Source organism: Halopseudomonas sp. T1L2 (genome assembly GCF_055397385.1).
This window is the reverse complement of record NZ_AP040865.1, coordinates 3,716,596-3,743,065: the sequence shown is the minus strand read 5'-3', so window position 1 is coordinate 3,743,065 and position 26,470 is coordinate 3,716,596. Positions and strand designations below refer to the sequence as shown.

The 26,470-nt window shown below is 62.3% G+C and carries 15 protein-coding genes; 7 read left to right on the top strand and 8 right to left on the bottom strand.

Annotated elements, in window-relative coordinates; all coding sequences use genetic code 11:
- Positions 1 to 2 precede the first annotated feature (2 nt).
- The 6 genes from ACZ5WQ_RS17620 to ACZ5WQ_RS17595 form a co-directional block, all read right to left on the bottom strand.
- Positions 3 to 3,071 carry an efflux RND transporter permease subunit gene (locus ACZ5WQ_RS17620; protein WP_464382782.1) on the bottom strand — a complete coding sequence of 1,023 codons (3,069 nt, stop codon included), beginning with the start codon at positions 3,069 to 3,071 and terminating at the stop codon, positions 3 to 5.
- Positions 3,068 to 6,139, bottom strand: coding sequence for a multidrug efflux RND transporter permease subunit (locus ACZ5WQ_RS17615; RefSeq protein WP_464382781.1), 3,072 nt, complete (start codon positions 6,137 to 6,139; stop codon positions 3,068 to 3,070). Before ACZ5WQ_RS17615 ends, ACZ5WQ_RS17620 begins: the two co-directional genes overlap by 4 nt.
- A gap of 9 nt (positions 6,140 to 6,148) precedes the next feature.
- Positions 6,149 to 7,414 (bottom strand): efflux RND transporter periplasmic adaptor subunit, encoded by a 1,266-nt coding sequence (locus ACZ5WQ_RS17610; protein WP_464382780.1) that lies wholly within the window; start codon positions 7,412 to 7,414, stop codon positions 6,149 to 6,151.
- A gap of 153 nt (positions 7,415 to 7,567) precedes the next feature.
- Positions 7,568 to 7,885: a DUF3325 domain-containing protein gene (locus ACZ5WQ_RS17605; RefSeq protein WP_464382779.1), complete on the bottom strand. Its 318-nt coding sequence runs from the start codon at positions 7,883 to 7,885 to the stop codon at positions 7,568 to 7,570.
- On the bottom strand, positions 7,878 to 9,560 hold the full coding sequence (locus ACZ5WQ_RS17600; protein ID WP_464382778.1) for a PepSY-associated TM helix domain-containing protein: 1,683 nt from the start codon (positions 9,558 to 9,560) through the stop codon (positions 7,878 to 7,880). Before ACZ5WQ_RS17600 ends, ACZ5WQ_RS17605 begins: the two co-directional genes overlap by 8 nt.
- Positions 9,554 to 9,862 (bottom strand): hypothetical protein, encoded by a 309-nt coding sequence (locus ACZ5WQ_RS17595; RefSeq protein ID WP_464382777.1) that lies wholly within the window; start codon positions 9,860 to 9,862, stop codon positions 9,554 to 9,556. Before ACZ5WQ_RS17595 ends, ACZ5WQ_RS17600 begins: the two co-directional genes overlap by 7 nt.
- A gap of 253 nt (positions 9,863 to 10,115) precedes the next feature.
- Between ACZ5WQ_RS17595 and ACZ5WQ_RS17590 the strand changes: the two genes are divergently transcribed.
- The 4 genes from ACZ5WQ_RS17590 (at position 10,116) to ACZ5WQ_RS17575 (ending at position 18,826) form a co-directional block, all read left to right on the top strand.
- The gene (locus ACZ5WQ_RS17590) at positions 10,116 to 11,099 is read left to right on the top strand and encodes a helix-turn-helix transcriptional regulator (protein ID WP_464382776.1); all 984 of its coding nucleotides are present in this window, start codon (positions 10,116 to 10,118) and stop codon (positions 11,097 to 11,099) included.
- Between the two features lie 110 nt (positions 11,100 to 11,209).
- Positions 11,210 to 12,871: a ShlB/FhaC/HecB family hemolysin secretion/activation protein gene (locus ACZ5WQ_RS17585; protein ID WP_464382775.1), complete on the top strand. Its 1,662-nt coding sequence runs from the start codon at positions 11,210 to 11,212 to the stop codon at positions 12,869 to 12,871.
- A 62-nt stretch (positions 12,872 to 12,933) separates the two neighbouring features.
- Positions 12,934 to 17,307 (top strand): two-partner secretion domain-containing protein, encoded by a 4,374-nt coding sequence (locus ACZ5WQ_RS17580; RefSeq protein WP_464382774.1) that lies wholly within the window; start codon positions 12,934 to 12,936, stop codon positions 17,305 to 17,307.
- 226 nt (positions 17,308 to 17,533) lie between these two features.
- A complete protein-coding gene (locus ACZ5WQ_RS17575) occupies positions 17,534 to 18,826 on the top strand; it encodes an MgtC/SapB family protein (protein ID WP_464382773.1) in 1,293 nt (430 codons plus the stop codon).
- 170 nt (positions 18,827 to 18,996) lie between these two features.
- Here ACZ5WQ_RS17575 and guaA read toward each other — a convergent pair whose 3' ends face one another.
- Positions 18,997 to 20,577, bottom strand: a complete 1,581-nt coding sequence (guaA, locus tag ACZ5WQ_RS17570; protein ID WP_269687988.1) for a glutamine-hydrolyzing GMP synthase — start codon at positions 20,575 to 20,577, stop codon at positions 18,997 to 18,999.
- A 112-nt stretch (positions 20,578 to 20,689) separates the two neighbouring features.
- On the bottom strand, positions 20,690 to 22,162 hold the full coding sequence (gene guaB / locus ACZ5WQ_RS17565; protein ID WP_088274742.1) for an IMP dehydrogenase: 1,473 nt from the start codon (positions 22,160 to 22,162) through the stop codon (positions 20,690 to 20,692).
- Between the two features lie 178 nt (positions 22,163 to 22,340).
- On the opposite strand from guaB, the gene xseA reads away from it, so the two are divergent.
- The 3 genes from xseA to leuA all read left to right on the top strand — a co-directional run bounded on the left by xseA (position 22,341) and on the right by leuA (position 26,448).
- Positions 22,341 to 23,717 (top strand): exodeoxyribonuclease VII large subunit, encoded by a 1,377-nt coding sequence (xseA, locus tag ACZ5WQ_RS17560; RefSeq protein WP_464382772.1) that lies wholly within the window; start codon positions 22,341 to 22,343, stop codon positions 23,715 to 23,717.
- A 3-nt stretch (positions 23,718 to 23,720) separates the two neighbouring features.
- Entirely contained in the window at positions 23,721 to 24,563 is an 843-nt protein-coding gene (locus ACZ5WQ_RS17555; RefSeq protein ID WP_464382771.1) for a peptidoglycan DD-metalloendopeptidase family protein, read from the top strand.
- A 214-nt stretch (positions 24,564 to 24,777) separates the two neighbouring features.
- The gene (gene leuA, locus ACZ5WQ_RS17550; RefSeq protein WP_464382770.1) at positions 24,778 to 26,448 is read left to right on the top strand and encodes a 2-isopropylmalate synthase; all 1,671 of its coding nucleotides are present in this window, start codon (positions 24,778 to 24,780) and stop codon (positions 26,446 to 26,448) included.
- Positions 26,449 to 26,470: the final 22 nt, after the last annotated feature.

Below are 26,470 nucleotides of genomic sequence, written 5' to 3'. Positions count from 1 at the left end.
GATCAGGTTGAGGGTGAGGAAGGTTCGGTTGCACCACGGCACAACACGCGCTGACGCAGGTTTTCCAGATACAGATAGACCGCCGGCGTGGTGTACAGCGTCAGCAATTGGCTCAGCGCCAAGCCACCAAAAATGGTGATCCCCAGCGGGCGGCGCATCTCGGCACCTTCGCCAAAGCCCATAATCAACGGCACCGCGCCGAGCATGCCGGCGAGGTTTGTCATCAAAATCGGTCGCAGGCGCAGCAGCGCGGCGCGGTGAATGCTCTGCTGCGGATTGAGCCCTTCGCGGCGCTGCAGCTCCAGCGCGAAGTCGATCATCATGATGGCGTTCTTCATCACGATACCGATCAGCAGGAACAGCCCCAGCATGGCGATCAGACTCAGACTCTGGCCGCCGAACTTGAGCGCCAGCAGCGCACCCAGCCCGGCCGGCGGCAGGGTCGAGAGAATGGTCAGCGGATGCAGCGTACTCTCGTAGAGCACACCGAGCACCAGATACACCGCCAGCAGCACGGCAACAAAGATCCACGGCTCAACCGCAGCGCCAAAATCGTTGGCCGACGGCGGTGCCTCATGCACATCGCTCGGCAACATCACCTCGTTGAGAATCTGCGCGATGGCCTCCTTGGCCTGCGCTTCGGTGACGCCCGGCGCCAGCGCATACCCCACGCCCATCGAGGCAAACTGCCCTTCGTGGCGCACGCGGTCTTCGGCCATGCCGTAACCCCAGGTAGCGAAGCTGGAGAGTGGCACCCGCTGCCCCTCCGAGCCCATAACCTCGAGCTGAGCCAGCACTTCAGGGCGCTCGGTGTAGCGCGAGTCCAACTCCATCACCACCCGATACTGGTTCAGCTCGTCGTACAGGGTGGCAACCTGACGTTGAGAGAAGGAGTTGTTCAGGGTCGAGGCGATAGTCTGCATATCGACGCCGACACGCCGCGCAGCTTCGCGGTCGATATCGAGCACCACCTGACGGGTCTCGTCGCCGTCCATCGAATCCACATCCACCAGCAGCGGGCTCTGCGTCATCGCCTGGGCCACCTTGCGCGACCACACCTTGAGCTGCGCCAGCGAGTCCGAACGCAGCAGTACCTCGTATTCACTGCGCCGATACGGCGGGCGGAACTGCAGATCCTGATCCACCATCAGCATCATCATTACACCCGGCACCGCCGGTGCGTTGGCGCGCAGGCGATCGACCACCGCCTGGGCGGAGACCTTGCGTTCGGCCAGCGGTTTGAGCCGAATGGTCAGCTGGGCGTTGGTCAGACCGCCGCTGCCGCCGCTGGTGCCGGTCAGGTCGGCGACCGCCGGATCGGCCAGAATGTATTGCCGGTAGGCCTCGATCTTCGGCTGCATGATCTGGAACGACATGCCGTCATCGCCGCGCAGGAAGCCACGAATCTGCCCCGAATCCTGCTGCGGCAGAGCTTCTTCCGGCAGGGTTGCCGCCAGCCAGGCACTGCTGCCGATCGCCGCCAGCAGCACCAGCAGCGCGATCGGTCTATGGTTGAGCGTCCAATGCAGCGAGCGGTCGTAGCCACCGCGCAGTCTGGCAAACAGGGAGTCCCTGTCATCCTGTTTGTGCCCGGCCGGCGTGGGTTTCAGCCACAGCGCGCACAGGCTGGGCGTCAGCGTCAGCGATACCAGCAGCGAGATCAGCATGGCCGCCACCAGGGTGATGGAAAACTCCTCGAATAGCTGACGGATCAGGCCGCCCAGCAACAGGATCGAGGCAAACACCACCGCCAGTGCCAGCGTCATGGCAATCAGGGTAAAGCGCAGCTCTCGGGCACTGCGCGCTGCGGCGTCCAGCGGCGACAGGCCGTTGCCCATGTGCCGCTGGACGTTCTCCAGCACCACAATGGCGTCATCCACCACCAGGCCGGCACCGACGATCAGCGCCATCAGCGACAGGTTGTTGAGCGAGAAGCCGAAGAAATACATGACCACAAAGCTGCCGATCAGCGAGACCGGAATCGCCGTCGACGGAATCAGCGCCGCACGCAAATTGCCGAGGAACAGCCAAACCACGGCGACCACCAGCAGCGTCGCCAGCAGCAGGGAAATCTGCGCCTCGCGCAGGGTAGCGCGAATCACCGGTGAGCGATCCATCACCACCGACAGCTGCGCGTCTTCCGGCAACAGGTTGATCAGTTGCGGCAGCCGAGCATAGATGTTGTCGATGGTCTCGACGATATTGGCACCGCTCTGCCGGCTGATGCTCAGCACCACCGCCTGACGCTCGTTATGAAAGCCGCTGCTGTAGCGGTCCTCAACCGAGTCGGTGACCCTGGCGACATCACCGAGGCGCACCACCGCACCGTCCTGATGGCGGACCACCAGCAAGCGGTAGGCCGCCGCGGTGCGCAGCGAATCGCTGGTCTGCACCTGCCAGCGCTGCTCGCCCTGCTCGATCACCCCGAGCGGGCGCAACGCATTGCTGTTGGCGATGGCGCTGCGTACCTCGTCCAGGGCAATACCGTAATGCAGCAACGCGCCGGCATCGAGTTGCACGCGCACTGCCGGCAGAGACGCGCCATCCACACTGACCTCGCCCACGCCGGAGATCTGCGCCAGCTTCTGCGCCAGAATGGTCGAGCCGATGTCGTACAGCTCACTTGGCGACAGGTTGGGCGAGCTCAACGCCAGCCCCATGATCGGCGCCTGGGACGGGTCGATCTTGCGATACTGCGGGTTGCCGGGCATGCCTGCCGGCAAGTCGCCGCGCACCGTGTTGATGGCCGCCTGCACCTCCCGGGCGGCTTCATTCAGGTCGCGCCCCAGCTCGAAGGTCAGCGCAATCTGCGCCGAACCCTGACTGCTGTTGGAAGAGATGCCGGTTACCCCCGAGATGGCACCCAACGCCCGCTCCAGCGGCGTTGCCACTGTGGTTGCCATGCTCTCCGGGCTGGCCCCGGGTAAACTGGCGGTGACCACGATCATCGGTACATCCAGCTGTGGCAGCGGCGCGACCGGCAGCAGGCGCCAGCACAGCAGGCCGGACAGCACCAGCGCCACGGCAGCCAGCGTCAGCCCGATCGGGCGATGCAGAAATCCGCCGCTCACTCCAGCGCCTCAGCCGGTTGCGCCGCCGGCTTGCCGGCCAGACGGTCGAAGAACAGATAGACCACCGGCGTGGTGAACAGGGTCAGCACCTGACTGACCAGCAGACCGCCCACCATCACCACCCCCAGCGGCTGGCGCAGTTCGGCGCCGGAGCCGCTGGCCAGCATCAGCGGCAGTGCGCCAAACAAGGCCGCCAGCGTGGTCATCAAGATCGGCCTGAAACGCAACATCGCTGCCCGATGGATCGCCTCACGCGGGCTCATGCCCTGATTGCGCTGCGCCTCCAGGGCAAAGTCGACCATCATGATGCCGTTCTTCTTGACCAGACCGATCAGCAGCACGATGCCGACCACCGAGATCATGTCCAGCGCCCGGTCGGTGAGCAGCAGCGCCAGCAGCGCGCCCACCGTGGCGGACGGCAAGGTAGAGAGGATGGTGACCGGGTGAATGGTGCTCTCGTAGAGCACGCCCAGCACGATATACATGGTCAGCACGGCGGCCAGAATCAACCACAGGGTGTTACCGAGCGACGCACGAAAGGCCTCAGCCGCCCCCTGAAAGCGCAGTTCGATGGTCGCCGGCAGGCCCAGCGCCTGCTGCACCTGCTCAATCGCCTCAACCGCATCGCCCAGCGACGCGCCATCGGCCAGGTTGAACGATACCGTGGTCGCAGGAAACTGGCCCTGATGGTTGATCAGCAGCGGCGCCGCCCGCTGTTGTACCCGCGCCACACTGGCCAGCGGCACCGAGCTACCGTCTGCGGTAGTGATAAACAGCCGTTGCAGGCTCTCCGGGTCACCGGCAAATTGCGGGTCGACCTCCATGATCACCCGGTACTGATTTGACTGGGTAAAAAGCGTCGCGATCTGGCGCTGGCCGAAGGCGTTGTAGAGCGTATTGGCTATATCCGTCACATCGAGGCCGAACCGCGCTGCCGCGTCGCGGTCAATGTCGACGTAAGCCTGCATACCGCGCTGCTGCAAATCCGCCGCCACCTCGCTCAGCTCCGGACGGGCGTTGAGTGCGGCAACCATCTGCGGCACCCACTCATGCAGCGCATCGCTGTCAAGGCTGGTCAGGCTGAACTGGTACTGGGTGCGGCTGACCCGGTCTTCGATAGTCAGCTCCTGCACCGGCTGGAACCAGGCGCTGATACCGTCGACGCTCGCCGCCCGCTCGCGCAGCCGCGCCATCACCTCGAACAGGCTCTCGTCGCGCTGGTCGTGCGGCGGCAGGTTGATCAGAATGCGCCCGCTGTTGACCGTCACGTTGACGCCGTCCACACCGATAAATGACGACAGACTCTCGATGCCCGGGTCCTGCAGAAGGGCCTGAGCCAACTGCTGCTGACGCTCGGCCATGGCGGTGAAGGAAATGTCCTGCGGACCTTCGGTCACCACCTGGATGACGTTGCTGTCCTGCACCGGAAAGAAGTCCTTGTCGACGGCAAGGTACAGCAACCCGGTCAAGGCGATGGTGCCGAGCATCACCAGCAGCGCCGGGGTCTGGCGCTCCAGCACCCAGTCCAGAGCACGGCCGTAGCGTTCAATCACCCCATGCAGCAAACCGTCGGACTTCTCCTGCGGCGGCGTGCTGAGCATGCGCGCGCACATCATCGGCGTCAGCGTCAGCGACACCACCAGCGAGATGACGATGGCCACCGCCAGGGTGATGGCAAACTCGTGGAACAGCCGCCCCACCACATCCGGCATGAACAGCAGCGGAATCAGCACCGCGACCAGCGAGAAGGTCAGCGACATCAGGGTAAAACCGATCTCGCCCGCGCCCTTGAGCGCCGCCTGCATTGGCGTTTCGCCCATCTCCCGGTGCCGCGCCACGTTCTCCAGCATGACAATGGCGTCATCCACCACAAAGCCGGTGGCAATGGTCAGCGCCATCAGGGTCAGGTTGTTGACCGAGAAGTCCATCAGATACATGAAGGCAAAGGTGCCGACCAGCGACAGCGGTACCACGATGCTAGGGATGATGGTCGCCGGAATGCTGCGCAGGAAGACGAACGTGACCAATACCACCAGCGCAACCGCAAACAGCAGTTCCTTCTGGGTGTCACGTACCGAGGCGCGAATGCTGTGGGTACGGTCGGTCAACACGGTGACATCCACCGCCGAAGGCAAGGTGCCGGCCAGCTGTGGCAGCAACTCACGCACCCGGTCAGTGACCTCGATGACGTTGGCACCCGGCTGACGCTGGACATTCAGCAGTACCGCCGGCTGGCCGTTGGCCCAGGCGGCGAGAAAGCGGTCTTCGGCACCGTCGATGATGGTTGCGACGTCACCGAGCCGCAGCGGTGCACCGTCCTGCCAGGTGAGGATCAGCTTGCGGTAATCCTCGACCGAGCGAATCTGATCGTTGGCATCGAGCATGGTGCTGCGCGTCGGGCCGTCGAAACTGCCCTTGGGCTGGTTGACGTTGGTGACGGCAATGCTCTGGCGCACCTGATCGAGACTGAGCCCGTAGGACGCCAGCGCCATCGGGTTGACCAGCACCCGCACCGCCGGCCGCTGACCACCGGCCAGACTGACCAGGCCAACACCGGAAATCTGCGCCAGTTTCTGCGCCATGCGGGTGTCGACCAGATCATGCACCTCCGGCAGCGGCAGGCTGTCGGAGGTAATCGCCAAGGTCAGAATTGGCGCGTCCGCCGGGTTGACCTTGCGGTAGATCGGCGGCGTTGGCAGGTCATTCGGCAGCAGGCTGTCGGCGGTATTCATTGCCGCCTGCACTTCCTGCTCGGCCACGCCCAGATCCTCGCCGAGATCAAACTGCAGGGTAATGACCGACGCCCCGCCAGAGCTGGTCGAGGACATCTGCTTCAGGCCCGGAATCTGCCCGAGGTAGCGTTCCAGCGGTGCAGTAATGGTGCGCGCTGTCACCTCGGGCCCGGCACCCGGCTGAAAGGTAAACACCTGAATGATCGGGTAATCCACCTGCGGCAGCGCAGCGACCGGCAGCAGCCGCCAGGAAACCAGGCCGGCGATCAGAAACGCCAGCAACAGCAGCGACGTGGCTACCGGGCGCAGAATAAAGGGCGTCGAGAGACCTTTCATCAATCAGCCTCAGTTTGCCGGCGGCGGGCCGCGGCGCTCACCCGCGCCCGGGCGGTCCTGCCCTGCCCGTACCGCATCCGCAGCAGCAGGCGTGCGTGCCGCACCGGCTACTGCGCCACTGGCGTCAGGAATATTGACCTGCTTGCCGTCACGCAGCCGATCCAGCCCTTCGAGTACCACCAGCTCGCCCGGCTCCAGCCCCTCGGTGACCGCTACCCGGCCGTCTGCGGCGGCGCCCAGCACCACATTGCGCACATAGGCCTTGTTGTCCTGCACAACGTAAACGTAATTGCGCTCGGTACCGAACTGCACCGCATCACCAGGAATAGTCACTACCGACTCCAGCGTCTTCAGCCGCAGGTGCACATTGACGAACTGGTTGGGGAACAGTGCTTCATCTTCGTTGGCAAACTGCGCGCGCACCCGCAGCGTGCCCGTGCTGGTATCAATCTGGTTGTCGAGGGTGGTCAGCTCGCCGGTGGCCAGCACCCGCTGCTCGCCTCGATCCAGCACCTCGACCTTCAGTGGTGCATCGCCCCGGCGCGCGTCGCGAAGGGCCGGCACGTCAACCTCCGGCACGGTAAAATTGACCGCGATCGGCTGGGTCTGGGTAATGCTGACCAGCCCCTCCGCTTCGCTACCGGTCACCAGGTTGCCCTGGTCGACCTTGCGCAGACCGAGGCGACCGGACAGCGGCGCGGTGATCCGCGTCCAGGACAGCTGCAACCTGGCGTCGTCCACCTGGGCCTGATTGGCACGCACCGTACCGAGCAACTCCTGCACCAGCGCCCGCTGGTCACTGAGCTGCTGGCGTGCGATGGAATCCTGCTCCCAGAGCTGCTCGTAGAGTTTCAGATCGGCCCGGGCGTTCTCCAGCTTGGCGCGATTCTGCTGTAATTGACCCTCGGCCTGCTCAAGCTGGGCACGATAGGGCAAAGGATCAATCTCGGCCAGCAACGCGCCCTGCTCTACCCTTGCGCCCTCCTCGAACACCACCTTTTCCAGCACGCCACTGACCCGGCTCTGAACGGTAACCGTGTTGAGCGGGGTGACCGTGCCTATCGACTTGATCTGCACGTCCAGTTGCCCCAGCGCCGCCGGCTCGACCCGAACCACAGCAGGCGCATCCCAGCCCATGCGCCGCAGGGCGTCCGGCTGGACGGGCGCAGTTTGACTGCCGAACTGAAACCAGGCGAAGGTGCCCGCGCCAGCAACAGCCGCAGCCAGCAGCAGCCAGTTGCGAAGGGACCGGGGAGAAGACTGAGGGAGAGACATGGCATGTAATCCGTATTCTGAACAGCAGCGGCGCGAGGCGCCGCCTCGAATGCCAGACTTTAGGAAAGATCAGCCTTCGGAAGTAGCGAATTTACATACTTTTACCAACTTCTGACCCCAGGCAAGCAAACGCACCGTCGACCTGCGGTGAGATCAAGGCAGGCGCAGCAGCGACGGGCAGAGCGGGCGCAACAAGGCCGGACGGTAACTCAACACCATACTGGTGATCATCGCGGCTGCAGAGAACAGGGTAAACCAGACCAGCACTGCCATCGACGGATGATCTGCCGCAAAGCAGCAGACCGCCGCTGCCAGCAGCGCACTCCAGCCTGCTGCACGCAGGCGCAAGGCCGATGGCGGCGCGTCGGTACCGAATACCTGGCGCCAGTGAGGCGGCAGAGACAGGGCAAGCCAGCCGGTAGCCAGCAGCATGGCAACGGCCGCCAGCAGCAACCAGACAGAGTCAGTCATAGACCACCTCCCGACTCTGTGCAGAGGCCTGAACCGTTCGCGGCTGAGCCAGCTTGCGGGCCGCAAACACCGCCACGGCCGCCGACGCCAACAGGCTGAGGTCCACCCCGGCAACCGGCCAATAGGGATCCGTAACCACGGTCTTGAACAGGTGATCACCGGTGCTTACCCAGTTCAACAGCACAGCCGTCACCATCAGCAGCGCCAGCAGCCAGCACTGCTCAGCCCAGGCCGGATTACGCAACGCCTTGGCCACGGGCGCGCTGCGCCACAACGCGTGCAGCAATGACAGCCCCCAAGCGCACCAGAACACGGCCTTTTCCCACTCACCCTTGCCGACCACAGCCTCCGGCAGGATACGGTTGGCCACCAGCATGGCGACGGCTGCCAGCACCATCCCGGTCACGCTGGCAACCGCCAGCGCATCAACCACTCTGCAACCCTGAAGCCCGCGGCGGGCATGATCCTGTTTGCGCTTTTCCACGAAGAAGACAAAACCGGTGGCAATGCACACGCAGCCCAACAGGCCGCCCAGCACATACAGCCAGCGCAGCGCCCAGTGCTCAAAGTGCTGCAAATGCAGCCCCGTCAGAAACCGCGCGACCGCTTCCACCGGCGGGCTCGGCGGATCTTCGCGCAGCAGCTCGCCAGTGCTGGCACGGAAGTGAATACCCTCGCCAACCAGCGCAACCCGATCACTTCCCGCACGGTAGATACTGACGTAGCCGTTGGCATCGCCAAGATGTTCGATGGTCAGGAAACCGACCTCACCGGCCATATCGCGCTCAGCCCAGATGCGCCTGGCCTCGGCCACCATGGCATCGACCGACGCCAGCGGCGCAGGAATACCCGCCTCGTCATGGGGCAGCCCGGTGTGCGCGGCCTCCAGCACCTCATGCTGATCGTGCAGCGGCTTGAGCAGCGTCTGCGACGCCGGGAAGTAATAAAAGCCGGCAAAAATCAGCACCCCGGTAAAGGCAAAGAAGAAGTGAAATGGCAGTGCAACCACACCCGTCATGTTATGCAGATCCAGCGCGCTGCGCTGGATGCGCTTGTTTGGCCGGAATGTGAAGAACTCGCGAAACACCTTGCGATGCATGATCACCCCGGTAATCAGCGCAACCAGCATCACCAGCCCCGCCAGCCCGACCACGTAGGTACCGAGGTACATCCAGTTCAGATGCAGGCTGTAGTGCAGCGGGTAAAACCAGTCGCTGCCGATCTTCAGCGCGTCATCCGGCAGAAACTCTCCAGTACGCGGATCCACCGTCGCCCGGCCATGCACATGCAGATGGTCATCGGCCGGGTCCTTCGGCTGATTGGGAATCCCGAACTCGCCGCCGATCAGCAGCACCGGATCGCGGTGCGTGGTATAGGCAAACAGGGAAACCAGCGGCATGGTGTCAGCCGCCGGTAACTCGCCAATGACCCGCTTCGCCGTTGCGGCCATATCGACCGGATCCGGTTTGAGGCGGGTATACACATCGGCCAGCAGGTTATCGTAGGACGGCATCGGCTGTGGCTCGAAGCGGGTCGCGGGCACCGCCCAGCGATCAATCTCGCGGTCAAACACCGACAGCGAACCAAAGAAGAACGCCACCATCAGCACAAAACCGAGCACCAGCCCGAACCAGGTGTGCACCCAGGCCATGGAGAGACGAAAGTTGTTCAGCATGCGGCCTCCTGGCATAGCAGCAAAGGCTGCAGCAGCCAGGCCGCCGACAGCATCAGCGCTGCACCGAGCCCGAGCACCAGCCAGATCCGCAGCAGACTTTTAACGGCGAACACCCAGATAAACAACGCAACGTAGAGCAGCAGCCCAAACATCAGCATGCTTTGCTCGGCACTGTGGAACTCAACACCGATAGCGCTCAGGCTCACTATGCCCAGGGCGACAACACCCCATATAAATGCGTAAACACCGAAGGTCGCCGCGAGAATCCGCGAAACCAGTGGGAGGCCGAACGCACTAGTCATGCGCCCACCAGAATAGACATCGTGTCATGCCAATCACCATTGTCAGAGCCCGGTCGGTCGATATCACCCGGGCACGTTCCGAAAGCGTGCATCCCGAGGCAGAACGCACAACTCACTAATGATAGTGATTAGCATTTAGTATTGCAAACGATACAAAGTTACATTTGTCTGGCTGACATGTCAGCCGATTTGACAGCGAAGTCAAATTGCGGAAGGCTCGTTCGGGCGTCTCAGGAAGAGTTCACAACGCTGCATGTCCTACATTACATTCTCCACCTCAAGCTACCCCGAAGCAGAGCGGCTGGAAGCATCGCTGGACATCTATGCGGCGATGGCCAACATCGACGTTTCGCTCCCAAGGGGTAGGGCCCCTGATATCGAAACTCGCATTCGCCTGCTGCCCGGTGTATCCATAGCGCTGATCCAGTGCTCGCCAATCATTGTGAACCGCCGCTCCAGGCAGCTGCAGGACGGCAACGACGACTTTGCCCTGTTGCTCAACCCCACCGGCAATGCGCCCTGGCGCTCAGAACTGGCCGGCGTTGGCGAGATAGAGTGCGGCCCGGGCGCCGGCTGCTTCAGTTTCAACGACCGCCCCGGCACCATCGAGTTTCACGGCAATCGCACCTACATGCTCAATATCTGCTTCTCTCGGGCCCTGCTTGGCCCGCTGGTCGGTGACCTCGAACGGGCGAGCAAAACACCCCATTTATCCCGGGAGACATTCGCCCATCTGGCCCACTGTGCCATCGACCTGGTAAAAGAACCCGACCTGAAAGGCACCGATATCCTCGCCGACACCAACCGGCTGCTGGATCTGGCCGCGCTCTCGGTTGGAGCCCCGCGCGATATTGAGATCACCGCCCGGCATCGCGGCCTCAAGCAGGCCAGACTGCGGGCAGTCAAGGCTGACCTGCGCATCAGTGCCTGGCACGGCGAGACCTCCCTGGGCTGGCTGGCCAAACGGCACGGCGTCTCGCCCGGCTACATTCGCGCCATGTTCGAACAGGAAGGCCAGAGTTTTACCGACTATGTCCTGGGGCTGCGCCTGGAGCGGGTGTTCCAGTGCCTGAGCAGCGCTGCGCACGCGCATAAAAAGGTGGCCGACATCGTCTATGAAGCCGGCTTCAATAACCCGTCCTGGTTCTATCGTGCCTTCAGGCGGCGCTTTGGTTTGACACCTGGCGAAGTGCGTGAGCTCGCCAGCACCGGACAAGCGGCCGAGGCGCCCTTTTAAGACGGCTTTCAGCGGCTGTTGTGGCGCTGAGTGGAAGCCGCTTCAATAGCCCGTTGCTACCCTCCCACCCTTTCCAATAACGCACAGCGTAACTAGGGATGGGAGACTCCGTGAAAAAACTGGCCACCGTATCCAGTCTGCAGGCCCTTGGCCTGATTTCATGCCTTGCAGCAGCACCGCTGCAAGCTGCAGAAACCGCCGGTGGCGCCCTGCGCGACCTCGAAACCAGACCGCTGGATCTGCCGCCCGAACCACCGGCCGACACACCCACCCTGACCCCGCCATCGGCCACCGAACAGACTGCCGGCGGGCAGACCGTCAACATCCTCGGCTTTCGCTTCACGGGCAACACCGCCTTCAGTGATGACCAACTGGCCGCCCTGTTGCTCGACCTGTCCGGCCAAGCCCTCACCCTTGGGCAGCTGCAACAGGCCGCTGACCGGATTACCACCTGGTATCGCCAGCACGACTGGCTACTCGCCCGCGCCATCCTGCCCCCCCAGGAAATTGATGACGGCTACCTGACCATTCAAATCGTCGAAGGCAAATACGACCAGGTTCGGCTCAACAACCAAAGCGCGCTGCCTGACCGCCTGCTGCAAAACGCCACTCGCGGCCTGAGCGCCGGCGATGGCGTACGCGCCGGCGCACTGGAAAATGCGCTGATGAGCCTCGATGCGCTGCCCGCCAGCCAGGTCAACTCGCGGCTGTCTCGCGGTGAACAGGTCGGTACCAGCGCATTGGATATCGACGTAAACGACTTGCCAGCGCTGAGCGGGCAACTGTCGCTCGACAACTATGGCAACACCTACAACGGCGAATACCGCCTGACCGGCGGCCTTGCCATAGCCAATCCCTTCGGGCTGGGTGACAGCCTGCAACTGCAGGCGCTGGTCTCCGACGGCGACCAAAAATACCTGAGCACCCAATACGAACTGCCAGTGGGCCCGTGGAACACCCGCGTCGGGTTTGGCCTGTCCTGGCTGGAATACGAACTGGGCAAGGACTTCGACAGCCTCAACGCCAAGGGCGAAGCCGCCACCGGCAGCCTGTTTGCCAGCCAGGACTGGTGGCAGCAACGCAGCTGGGGCGTATCCAGCCGCATCGAATGGCGCTACCGCGACCTGGAAGACGAGCAGCTTGGTGTCGCCAGCGAGAAAACCCTGCGCAGCGTCACCCTCGATCTGGTCAACGGCTACTGGCGTGACGACCTGCTGGGCGGCAGCGCCAACAGCTACCGCCTGAGCTGGACCCACGGCGAGCTGTCGCTGGACAGCCCCTACGCCGTCGCATCCGACTTTTACGGCACCGAAGGCCGCTACCACAAAGTCAACCTGGCACTGCTGCGCCAGCAGCGTCTCAGCCCGCGCTTCACCCTGAACCTGAACCTGCGTGGCCAACTGGCCGACGGCAATCTGGATTCCGTCGAGAAGATGAGTCTGGGCGGTGCCTACGGCATTCGCGCCTTCCCGCAGGGCGAAGCCTCCGGTGATGAGGGCTGGCTGGCCAGTACCGAACTGCGCTACGCCCTGAACGGCCAATGGCAGCTGGGCGCCTTCCTGGAAGCCGGCGAAATCACCTACAACAAGGACCCGCTGCCTATCGGCGACCGCCATCGCAACCTCACCGGTGCCGGGGTTGCCGCCTACTGGCGACCGCATCACCAGTGGCAGGTCAGCGCCACCGCAGCCACTTCGCTGGATGGTGAGCAAGCCGTCAGCGACGAACCGGAAGACGTTTACCTCTGGGGTCAGGTGCAGTGGATGTTCTAGGTCCACTGCCTGCCAACACCGTAAACACGGGGTAGTACCCGCCACCAGAAAAGGACAGACCCATGACCCGCACACAGCACACGTTCGCCCCCACCGCCCTGGCCATCGCCATCAGCCTGAGTGCAGCCAACCTGCATGCTGCTGACCTGCCCACCGGCGGCAATATCGTCGGCGGTTCCGGCAGCATCAGCCAGGATGGCAACAGCCTGAACGTGCAGCAGAACAGCGACAGGCTGATCACCAACTGGGACAGCTTCGACATTGGTGCGGGCCATACGGTCAACTTCTACCAGCCGGGCAGCAACTCGGTGGCGTTGAACCGGGTGATTGGTGAAGACGCCTCGGCGATCTACGGCAACCTCAACGCCAACGGCAAGGTCTTTCTGATCAACCCCAACGGCGTGTTGTTTGGGCAGGGGGCAGCGGTCAACGTCGGTGCGCTGGTGGCCTCGACCTTGAGTCTCAGTGATGAAGACTTCAACAACGGCAATTACCAGTTCAGCGGCGACGGCAACAACGCCGCGGTCATCAACCGCGGCACCCTAAATGCCGACCAGGGCGCAGTCGCCCTGCTCGGCGGGCAGGTCAGTAACCACGGTGTTATTCAAGCGAATCAGGGCACGGTGGCGCTGGCCGCAGGTGACCAGATCACCCTGGACTTTGCCGGTGACGGCCTGCTCAACGTGACCGTGGATGAAGGCACCCTGAATGCACTGGTGGAAAACCACCAGTTGGTTCGCGCCAACGGCGGCCAGGTCATCATGACCGCCAACGCCACCAACGCCCTGCTGCAAACCGTGGTCAACAACACCGGCATCGTCGAAGCACAAACCCTGGACAACCAGAGCGGCACCATCGTGCTCAAGGGTGGCTTTAACGGCGGCACGGTGAATGTGGCCGGCACACTGGATGCCTCTGCGCCAAACAGCGGCGACGGCGGTTTTATCGACACCTCCGGCGCCCACGTCAAAATCGCTGGCGGCACCCAGGTCACCACCAAAGCCAACAACGGCACCACTGGCGAATGGCTGATCGACCCGACTGATTTCACCATCAGCGACAGCAGCGACCCCCAAACCGCCAGCGGCATCGGCGCTGCGACCCTGAGCGCCAATCTGGAAAACAACAACGTTACCCTGGCCACCGTCGACGACGGCACCGAGCCCGGAGATATGTACGTCAACGGGGCAGTGAGCTGGAACGCCAACACCACCCTCTCGCTGGATGCCCACAACGACATTCAGATCAATGAAGCCATCACCGCGACCAACGGCGGCCTGACCCTCAACGCCGGTGGCAATATCAGCGCAGGCGGCGCGGTCAACGTCGGCACCTTTAATCTGCAAGGCGGCGCCTGGAGCCAGTTGGGCAGCAATCTTGCCGATTTCTCGGCCAGGGACTTCCGCCTCAACACCGCCAATGCCAGCTTCCTGCGCGCCACTGGCGGCGATGGCAGCGACGGCAACGCTTACCAGATCTTCGACCTCTACGGCCTGCAAGGCATCGCCTCGCGCAGCCTGTTAAGCAGCCACGTTGCGCTGACCAACAATATCGACGCCAGCGGCACCGCCAACTGGAATGGCGGTGCGGGCTTTGTGCCTGTTGGGGACTGGTCTAACCGCTACACCGGCAGCTTTGATGGCCAGGGCCATAGCATCAACGGCCTGACCATCAACCGCCCCAATACCGATTACGTCGGCCTGTTTGGAGTGATCTCCGCTAGCCAGATCAGCAATATCGGGCTGACTAACACCACCATCACCGGACGTAGCGCGGTTGGCGGGCTAGTTGGTAGCGGGACTAATAACAGTCGCATCAGCCACAGCTCGGCACAAGGCGATATTGTCGCTACAAGCTTCATCAGCGGCGGGTTGGCTGGAGCCTTCAGTGGCACCATTGAACACAGCCTCAGTAGTGGCACCGTGGACTCTGGCAACGATACTGGTGGGCTGGTGGGCAATATGCGCGGCCAGATCACCGATAGTTATTCCAGCTCCAGCGTGGAGAGTACTCAAGATTACGTTGGCGGTCTGGTCGGTTACCTGGGGGGGATCGGTAGCATCGACCGCAGCTATGCAACCGGCAAGGTGACTGGCGGAAGTTACGTAGGTGGACTGGTTGGCCAATCTTTGGGGACGATCAACCAGAGTTATGCCACTGGGCAAGTCAGCGGCTCCCAATACACCGGTGCACTCATCGGCAGCCGGCAGAGTGGCACCATCACCAACAGCTACTGGAACACCGAGACCAGCGGCCAGGCCAGTGCGATGGGCTACGGCAGCGCCGCCGGCTCCACCGGCCTCACCACCGCGCAGATGTTTGACGCCGCCAACTTCAGCGGTTTTGACTTTGCCGGCACCTGGGCCAATGCCAACGATCAAACCACCCCCTACCTCCGCGCGCTGGCCGGCAACCGGGTGTTCAACAAAAACGACCTGCCCACCGGCACCCTCGACGCCACCAACCGCCCGGCGCTCTACACCGTGATCCAGAACGTCGAGCAGCTACAGGCCATGCGCGACGACGTCACGGCCAACTACCTGCTTGGCAATCATATCGACGCCACCGCTACCGCCAGTTGGAATGGTGGAGCGGGGTTTGATCCAATTGCCCCGCCTTATACCGGCAATTTCGATGGTCTGGGTCATATCATCGATGGCCTCACCATCAATCGTCCTGAAAAAAATGACGTCGGTCTGTTTGCGGTGATGACCGGTGGTCAGATCCGCAATACCCACCTGCACAATGCCTCGATCACAGGGCGAGAAAATGTCGGCGGTCTTGTGGGGGAACTTTTCGATCAGAGTCAGGGGGGCACCGGGGGCCGGATCATTCACAGCTCGGTGGCGGGGACCATCACAGGCAAGATCGCAGTGGGTGGCTTGGCTGGTCAATCCGAAGGCTCAATCGAACAGAGCTATGCGACAGCCGACGTCTCTGGCGAGGCGGGTGTGGGCGGGCTAGTCGGCGCCTCCTATGGGGACATTACGCAAAGCTATGCCACCGGCGATGTCAGCGGCGTTGAGGTATCAGTTGGCGGGCTGGTGGGCGCGAATTTCGGTGTTATCAACCAGAGCTACGCCAGCGGACGGGTCCCCGGCGATAGTGTCGGCGGCTTCGTTGGCTATCAGATTGGCAACGGCGTCACCGACAGCTACTGGAATGTCGACAGCAGCGGCCAGGCCAACGGGGTGGGTTTCGGCAGCAGCACAGGCGCCACAGGCCTCACCACCGCACAAATGCGGCAAGCCGATAGCTTCGCTGGCTGGGATATTGATGCACAGGGCGGCACGGACAGGGTCTGGCGTATCTACGAAGGTTATACCGCCCCGCTGCTGCGCCGTTTTTTGATCGCCCTTGAGGTGACCGGCGAAAACAGCACCACCACCTATAGCGGCACGGAACAGGGCGGCAGTTGGAACGCCGCTGGTGCGTACGATGCTGATCGCATTTTCGGTCAGCCCATCGGCGGCAAAAACGCCGGCACCTACGCTCTCGACATGAGTGGTCTGTACTCCAATCAGCAGGGCTACGACCTGATCACCACGGGTGGCGGCACCCTGACCATCAACAAAGCCCAGGCCACCGTCACCGCCAACAGCGGCACCACTACCTACAACGGCACCGAGCAGAGTGTTGATGGCTTTACCGTAGATGGGCTGGTTAACGGCGAGGATGCCAGTGTACTCACCGGCGTCACCACCAGCGGTGGTAAAGGCACCAATGCGGGTAGCTACACCCTGATCGCCAGCGGCTCTGATGGCAATTACGAGCTTAGCTTTGTCAACGGCACCCTGACCATCGAACGCAAGGCTATCACCGGCAGCATCACCGCCGACGGCAAGACCTACGATGGCAGCACCTACACCAACACCCACGGCACCCTGGACGGCGTAATCAACGACGATGATCTGCAGTTCAACACCACCGGCGCCTTCGCAGACAAGCACGTCGGCACCGGCAAGCAGGTCACCGTCAGCGGCTCACTCGGTGGCGGTGATGCGGGCAACTATGTGCTCACCACCAATAGCATCACCACGGCCAACATTGACCGCAAAACCATCACCGCCGACATCCGCGCCCTGGACAAGCTGTTTGACGGCTCGCTGACGGCAACCCTCGAAGGTGTGTTGAACGGCACCATCAGCGGTGACGACGTTGCGCTGCAGCTCAGCGGTTTGTTCGCCAGCCTCGCGCCGGGCGAGAACCGTGTGCTGGTGGATGCGTCACTGACCGGTGCTGACGCGGGCAACTACCAACTGGTCACCCCGGATTCGGTAACCGCCAATATGCAGGGCTTTGTGCAGAGCGAAGACTACCAATCGGCCAATGTGAGTCAGCCGCCTGAATCACGCCAGTTGAGTGCACCGGGTGACGCCGGCTACGTGCTCGACATTGATGATGACGCACTGCGCCTGACAGCCTCCGGACAGTAAACGGCAAGGGTATCGGGCCACTGTGGGCCGATACCCAGAGCGCTTGCTGCAGCGCAACCACCGTGCAGCCACCGTGAATTAGCGCTTTTTAGCGCCCGTTACGATCACCGCCAGTCAACCCGGGTCCCTGCACTGCCTGTGGGCACCAGTAACCGCTTCTCAGTAGTTGCCAACAACAGAAAGGATTAGTCTGTCGCTAAACAGGTGACCATGGCGACAGGGTGAGATGAACGGATTTGCGAACGATTTTTTGCTCAGCAACCAACCGGCTTTGAACTTGGGAATCGCCCTGCTGCTGGGTGCCGTGATTGGCATTCAAAGAGGCTGGCAGGCCCGGAACAGAAAGGCAGGCGAGCGCATTGCCGGCGTTCGGACCTTTGCCCTAGTCGGCCTGTTTGGGGGCATCAGCGCCCTGCTGGCAGACGAAATAACCATCTGGGTGCTGCCGGCAGCAATGCTGTCACTGACAGCAATTACGCTGGTTGCTTTCAGTCATCAGGCACGTCAGCAAAACACCTACAGCATCACCAACCTGATTTGCCTGCTGCTGACGTTCAGTTACGGCGCGGTGACGATTGCCATTTCACCCGCACTCGCGGCGGCCGCCGCCGTCATCACCGCGATTATTCTCGATAATCGGGAGGAGATTCACGGCCTGCTCAACCGCCTGCAGGAAAAAGAGCTGGATGCCGGCCTGAAACTGCTGCTGATTACCGTGGTCATGATGCCACTGCTGCCCAACAGGGGCTTCGGGCCCGGCGAGGCGCTGAACCCTTACAACATCTGGATTATGGTGGTGCTGATCGCCATGATCTCGTTCATCGGCTACTTTGCCGTCCGTGTTGTCGGGACCGCCAAAGGCATTCTGTTCACCAGCCTGTTTGCCGGACTCAGCTCCTCCACCGCGCTGACCTTGCACTATGCCAAGGCGTCGCGTTCGGCCGATGAGCTTAGCCCGCAACTGGCTGCGGGTATTCTCATTGCTTGTGGCACCATGTTCCCGCGGATTCTGGTGTATTGCACGCTGCTGAATCAGGCACTGCTGCCCGTGCTGCTGGGGCCTGTACTGATCACCGTACTGTTTATTTATGCCCCTGCTCTGCTGCTCTGGTATCAGCATCGAGACGCACTTGCCACAGAGCAACCCACACTGAACAAGAACCCGCTGGACCTCAGTTCGGCACTGATGTTTGGCGCGCTCTTGGCCGGTATCCTGCTGCTGGCTGAACTGCTCACGCAATGGCTGGGCGACAAGGGTGTGCTGATATTGTCGGTGGTGTCCGGCCTTGTGGATGTGGACGCGATCACCCTGGCCATCGCCCGCCTGTCTCTGGGGTCACTGGATCAGGATACTGCGGTCATCGCCATACTGCTGGCAGCCCTCAGTAACAGCCTGATCAAGGCAGCGATGGCGCTGGTATTCGGCACCCGCGGTCTGGGGCTCAGGGTGGCGATTCCCATGACCATCGCCGTTGGCGCAGGTGTACTGGCCGCCTGGCTGCAGGCAGTCGTGAGCTGAGACGTGGAACTGACAGCGGCCTCGGCAGGCAAGCCCCGTTCAACGTGCTGGATATCACGTTACGCGCGACCAAAAGAAAACCCCTGGCTGCAATAACAACCAGGGGTTTGCTCTACAAACTCATATACAGGTCATTTTCTCAATAGAAAAAATGGCCTATACAGAACGACTTACTCCCACTCAATCGTCGCCGGCGGCTTGCTCGAGACGTCGTAGGTGACGCGGGAGATGCCTTCGATTTCGTTGATGATGCGGTTGGAGACCTTCTCCAGCAGCTCGTAAGGCAGGTGCGCCCAACGCGCGGTCATGAAGTCGATGGTTTCAACTGCACGCAGGGCAACCACCCAGGCGTAGCGACGGCCATCACCGACCACACCAACCGACTTGACCGGCTGGAATACCACGAAGGCCTGGCTGGTCTTGTGGTACCAGTCGAAGTTGTGCAGTTCCTGGATGAAGATGTGATCCGCCAGACGCAGCAGGTCGGCGTACTCCTTCTTCACTTCACCGAGGATACGCACGCCCAGGCCCGGCCCCGGGAACGGGTGACGGTAGACCATGTCGTAGGGCAGGCCCAGCTCCAGACCAATCTTGCGCACCTCGTCCTTGAACAGTTCACGCAGCGGCTCGACCAGTTCAAAGGCCATGTCGTCCGGCAAGCCGCCAACGTTGTGGTGCGACTTGATCACGTGGGCCTTGCCAGTCTTGGCGCCAGCCGACTCGATCACGTCCGGATAGATGGTGCCTTGGGCGAGGAACTTCACGTCCTGCAGCTTGGTCGCTTCGGTATCGAACACTTCGATGAAGGTGCGGCCGATAATCTTGCGCTTCTCTTCCGGATCGGCGACACCGGCCAGACGGCCGAGGAACAGATCTTCGGCATCAACACGGATGACCTTGACGCCCATGTTCTCGGCGAACATGGCCATGACCTGATCGCCTTCCTGGTGACGCAGCAGACCGTTGTCGACGAAGACACAGGTCAGCTGGTCGCCGATGGCCTTGTGCAGCAGCGCGGCAACTACCGAGGAGTCCACACCGCCGGACAGGCCCAGCAGCACCTTGGAGTCGCCAACCTGCGCACGCACGGTGGCGATGGCGTCTTCAACGATGTTGGCCGGTGTCCACAGCGCTTCACAGCCGCAGATGTCGAGTACGAAGCGCGACAGAATGCGACCGCCCTGCTTGGTGTGCGTCACTTCCGGGTGGAACTGCACGCCGTAGTAGCCGCGCTCGTCGTCAGCCATCGCCGCGATCGGGCAGCTTGGCGTGCTGGCCAGCACGTGGAAGCCTTCCGGAATCGAGGTGACCTTGTCGCCGTGACTCATCCACACATCCAGACCAAGCACGCCGTCGGCGTCCACGTGATCTTCGATGCCGTCCAGCAGACGGCCCTTGCCGACCACATCGACACGGGCATAGCCAAACTCGCGAACGTCGGAACCTTCAACCTTGCCACCCAATTGCTCTGACATGGTCTGCATGCCGTAGCAGATGCCGAACAGCGGTACGTTCAGATCAAATACCGCCTGCGGGGCGCGCGGGCTGTCAGCTGCGTGCACCGACTCCGGGCCACCGGCCAGGATGATGCCACGCGGCGCAAAGGCGTTGATGTCCTCGGCGCTCATGTCCCAGGGATGGATCTCGCAGTAAACACCGATCTCGCGCACCCGACGGGCAATGAGTTGGGTGTACTGGGAACCGAAGTCCAGAATCAGGATGCGGTGAGCGTGAATATCATGCAGGGACATGGAATTTCCTCAGAAAAAGTAAGCTACAAGCGCCAAGCCGCAAGCTACAAGTACACGCCGTACTGCTTGCAGCTTGAGGCTTTCAGCTTGCCGCTGGCGGGTTGAGCTGCGCTCAACCTACCCGATAGTTCGGCGCTTCCTTGGTGATCTGCACGTCATGTACGTGCGACTCACTCATGCCTGCGCCGGTGATGCGAACAAACTCGGGCTGGGTGCGCATCTGTTCGATGGAGCTGGAGCCGGTATATCCCATGGAAGCACGCAGGCCGCCCATCAGTTGATGGATGATGGCAGACAGCGCGCCCTTGTAGGGGACGCGGCCTTCAATGCCTTCAGGCACCAGCTTCTCGGCGCCGGCGGCGGAATCCTGGAAGTAACGGTCTGCGGAGCCACCGCCAGCGTTGGCCATCGCACCCAGCGAGCCCATGCCGCGGTAGGCCTTGTAGGAACGGCCCTGGAACAGCTCGACTTCGCCAGGCGCTTCTTCGGTACCGGCGAACATGGAACCCATCATCACAACGGACGCGCCAGCAGCGATAGCCTTGGCCAGATCACCGGAGAAACGAATACCGCCGTCCGCGATCAGCGGCACGCCGGTGCCTTCCAGTGCGGCAGCCACGTCGGCAATGGCAGAAATTTGCGGTACGCCAACGCCGGCAACGATACGGGTAGTACAGATGGAGCCCGGGCCAATGCCCACCTTGACGGCATCTGCGCCGGCCTCAGCCAGCGCCTTGGCGGCAGCGCCAGTGGCGATGTTGCCGCCGATCACCTGAATGTCCGGGAAGTTCTGCTTGACCCAGCTGACGCGGTCGATCACGCCCTTGGAGTGGCCGTGTGCGGTATCAACGATGATCACATCAACACCGGCAGCCGCCAGCGCTTCAACGCGAGCCGGCGTTTCCGGGCCGGTACCAACAGCGGCGCCAACCAGCAGGCGACCCTGATCGTCCTTGGCAGCGTTCGGGTAGGCACGGGCCTTTTCGATGTCCTTGACGGTCATCATGCCCTGCAGGCGGAAGGCGTCGTCAACGATCAGCACTTTCTCGATGCGATGAATGTGCAGCAGCTGACGCACTTCGGAAGCGGCGACACCTTCCTTGACGGTGACCAGTTTGTCCTTGGGTGTCATTACGTCGCTGACCAGCGCATTCATGCGGGTTTCAAAGCGAATGTCGCGAGCAGTGACGATACCGACCAGATCACCGTTGGACAGCACCGGCACACCGGAGATGTTGTTCTGGTGAGTCAGTTCGATCAATTCGGCAACGGTAGCGCTGGCGTCGATGGTGATCGGGTCACGGACCACACCGGATTCGAATTTCTTGACCTTGCGGACTTCGGCGGCCTGCTGCTCGACGGTCATGTTCTTGTGGATGATGCCCATGCCACCTTCCTGCGCCATGGCAATTGCCAGACGGGCTTCGGTGACGGTATCCATCGCAGCAGACAGCAGCGGGATGTTCAGTTCGATACGACGGGTCAGACGGGTCTTGAGACTCACGTCCTTGGGCAGGACCTCGGAGTATCCGGGCACCAGGAGAACGTCATCAAAGGTAAGTGCTTCTTGGCGAATACGCAGCATAGCAGGCTCCCGAGCGGGAAAAATGGAAGCGCACCATTATACCTATCACCCCGGTCACACTCAATTGGATTCGGCATGCTAAATCACCACAGATACCGGCTGCGGGACGCTGCCCGGGCTGCCGTCAACGCGGCATTGAATGCACCTGAATTTATCGCCAGCCTGCTAGAATGCGCCCATGAACGACGACGCCCTGTTTCAGAAGCTGACCGCCGAGCCGGATGTGCTCAGCGTCAGCCAACTCAACGCCCGCGCCAGACAGCTGCTGGAAGACGTCTTCCCGCGTATCTGGGTCGAGGGCGAGCTGTCCAACCTGTCGCGCCCCAGCTCCGGCCACATGTACTTCACTTTGAAGGACGACCGGGCGCAGATTCGCTGTGCCCTGTTCCGCCAGAATGCTGCTCGGGTGCGATTGGCGATGCGCGACGGCCAGCAGATTCGTGCCCGTGGCCGGGTCAGCCTGTATGAGGGTCGCGGTGACTATCAGTTGATCGTCGACAGTGTCGAGGCGGCCGGTGACGGCGCGCTGCGCCAGGCTTTCGACGCACTCAAGGCCAAGCTGCAGGCCGAGGGCCTGTTCGACAGCGAGCACAAACGCCCCCTGCCCGCCCATCCGACCCGGATCGGGGTCATTACCTCACCGAGCGGCGCCGCAGTACGCGACATCATCAGCGTCTTCGGCCGCCGGGCACCGTTCATCGAGCTGGTGATTGTGCCCGCTGCGGTGCAGGGCCGTGAGGCGGCACCGCAGCTGGTCAAGGCGCTGGAGCGGGCTGACCGTGCCGGCTTCGACGCCATTATCCTCAGCCGCGGCGGCGGCTCGCTGGAGGATCTCTGGCCGTTCAACGAGGAATGTGTCGCGCGCGCCCTCGCCGCCTGCCAAACGCCGACCATCAGTGCAGTCGGCCACGAAACCGACTTCTCCATCAGCGACTTTGTGGCCGATGTGCGCGCCCCGACTCCGTCGGCCGCGGCAGAACTGCTGAGCCCGGATCGGCTGGCTCTGCTGCGTCAGGTCGAGCAACTGCAGCGCCGCCTGCAGCAGCGCCTGAGCGAGCGCCTGAGCCGCGCACGCCTGCAACTCGATGGCCTGCGCCGGCGCCTGCGCCATCCCGGCGAACGCCTGGCCCAGCAGGCTCAGCGACTGGACGAACTGGAAATGCGCCTGCGCCGTGCGCTCGACAATCGACTGCGCCAGCGCAGCGATCGCCTGCAGCACCTGCAGACACGGCTGAATACCCAGCATCCGGGCCGTCGCCTGCAGCGCCTGCATGAACAGTGGCAACAGCTCGACCAGCGCCTGCCGCGCGCCATGCAACAGCAATTGAAGCAACAGCAGACCCGCCTGCAGCAACAGGTGCAGGCGCTGCATCTGGTCAGCCCGCTGGCCACCCTGGGGCGCGGCTATAGCATCCTGCTGGATCAGCAGGGCAAGGCGGTGCGCAGTGCTGGCGACACCCGCCCGGGCCAGCGCCTGACTGCCCGCCTGCACGACGGTACACTCGCGGTGGAAGTCGTAAAAGACGAACCCCATACCCTCTCGCTGCTGGACTGATCCATGCTCGGTAATCGATTGCGCCGCCCGCTGGCGGTACTGCTTCTCACCGCCTTCAGCCTGCCCGCGCTGGCCGATGGTTTTATTACCCGGCTGCTCAACAAACCGGTGCCCGGCGGCGTTGCCGTAGTGGTGCTGCCCGAGCAAGCCGAGGCGCCGCGGGCAACCTTTCAGGGCAAACCGCTGCTGACCATCCGCGAAGATGACCAGCGCTGGATCGCCATCGTCGGACTGGGCCTGGATGTACCGGCCGGCCAGCAGCAAATCGATCTGGCGGACGGTCGCCAGCTGGCATTCAATGTCGGCTCACGCGAGTACACCCAGCAGCACATCACCCTGAAAAACCGCAGTCAGGTCAATCCGGATCCGGCGCAACTGGCACGCATTGAACGTGAGCTGAAAGAGCAGACCGATGCCTACGCGCATTTCAGCCCGCGCCAGCCCAGCAACCTGCTGTTCGACCGTCCGGTGCCTGGCCGCCAGTCCAGCCCCTTCGGTGTACGCAGGTTCTTCAATGGCGAGGAACGCAATCCGCACTCCGGCCTCGACTTCGCCGCCGGCACCGGCACGCCGATAAAGGCGCCCGCTGCCGGTCAGGTCATTCTGGTGGGTGACTACTTCTTCAACGGCAAAACCGTCTTCGTTGACCACGGCCAGGGGCTGATCAGCATGTTCTGTCACCTGTCAGCCATTGACGTGGCCGTGGGTCAGGAAATCCCCCGCGGCGGCGTTCTCGGCAAGGTGGGTTCTACCGGCCGCGCGACCGGCCCGCACCTGCACTGGAATGTCAGCCTGAATGGCAACCGGGTTGATCCGACGATTTTCATTGGCACCTACCAGCCTTGAACCCGTCCGGAAACGGGCGCGCAAAGATCCGGCAGAATTCGCGCCATAGCGACAATAAAAACCAACATTTATTCACCATAAGGTGATTCCTGCCAATTTTTCTCAACTTGTTGCAACTCAAAACCTCAGACATTACCTTCTACTGCAACGAACTCTTATCTGTCATTGCCTCAGGCCTTCACAAGAGGCCGGCCAGCCCAGGGAAACCCAGACCATGAGCATGCTCAAAGACCCGTCCAGCAAGTACCGCGCGTTCCAGCCGATCAACCTGCCCGACCGCCAGTGGCCCAGCCGCACCATTACCGAAGTACCGGTCTGGTGCAGCTCCGACCTGCGTGATGGTAACCAGTCACTGATCGAGCCGATGGATCCGGCGCGCAAGCTGCGGTTCTTCAAGACGCTGGTCGCTGTAGGGCTGAAGCAGATCGAAGTTGCCTTCCCATCTGCCTCGCAGACCGATTTCGACTTCGTGCGCACGCTGATTGAGGATGGCCATATCCCGGAAGACGTCACCATTCAGGTGCTGACCCAGGCCCGCGCCGATTTGATCGAACGCACCTTTGAGTCCGTTCGAGGTGCCAAGAAGGTCATCATTCATGTCTACAATGCGACCGCACCGAGCTTCCGCCGCATCGTCTTCAAGCAGGACAAGCAGGGCGTGACCGATATTGCCGTCAACGCCGCCAAGCTGATCAAACAGCTGGCCGCCAAGCAACCAGACACCCAGTGGACCTTCCAGTACTCACCGGAGATCTTCACCTCCACCGAACTGGACTTCGCCGTTCAGGTATGTGATGCCGTGCTCGACGTCTGGCAGCCGACGCCCGAGAACAAGGTGATCCTCAACCTGCCGGCTACCGTCGAGGTCTCCACTCCGAACATTTACGCCGACCAGATCGAATGGTTCTGCCGCCACATCAGCCGCCGCGACAGCGTGCTGGTCAGCCTGCACACCCACAACGATCGCGGCACCAGTGTAGCCGCGACCGAGCTGGGCCTGATGGCCGGGGCTGACCGCGTCGAAGGCTGCCTGTTCGGCAACGGTGAGCGCACCGGTAACGTCGACCTGGTCAACGTGGCGCTGAACATGTACACCCAGGGTCTGCATCCGGGGCTCGACTTTTCCGATATCGACGCCGTGCGCAAGGTCGTGGAAGAATGCAACCAGTTGCCGGTTCATCCGCGCCACCCGTATGTTGGCGATCTGGTCCACACCGCCTTCTCCGGTTCGCACCAGGATGCGATTCGCAAGGGCTTTGCCCAGCAGGACCCGAACGGCGTTTGGGAAGTCCCCTACCTGCCGATCGATCCGGCCGACATCGGTCGCAGCTACGAGGCGGTCATCCGCGTCAACAGCCAGTCCGGCAAGGGTGGTATCACCTATCTGCTGGAACAGGAGTACGGCATCAGCCTGCCGCGCCGCATGCAGATCGAGTTCAGCCAGGTGGTTCAGGGTGAAACCGATCGCCTTGGCCTGGAGCTGACTGCAGCGCAGATTCACGGTTTGCTGGAGAAGGAATATCTGCAGGCAACCAGCCCGTATGCGCTGATCCGTCATCGCCTGCAGGAAGAAAACGGCACCAGCGCGGTCGACGTCGAAGTGCTCAATCAGGGCAATACCCTGCATTGGCGCGGTCTGGGCAAGGGCCCGCTGGAGGCACTGGTCGCCGGTCTGCCGGTTGCCGTGGAGATCATGGATTACCACGAGCACGCCATCGGCTCGGGCACCAACGCCAAAGCCGCGGCCTACGTTGAAGTCCGCCTGGACGGCGGTCGCCCGGTACACGGTCTGGGTATCGACGAGAACCTGACTACCGCCAGCTTCCGTGCTCTGTTCAGCGCACTCAACCGGGCACTGCGTCAGGCCGAGGCACAAGCCGCCTGACCCTGAATCCGCAGGGCATCGT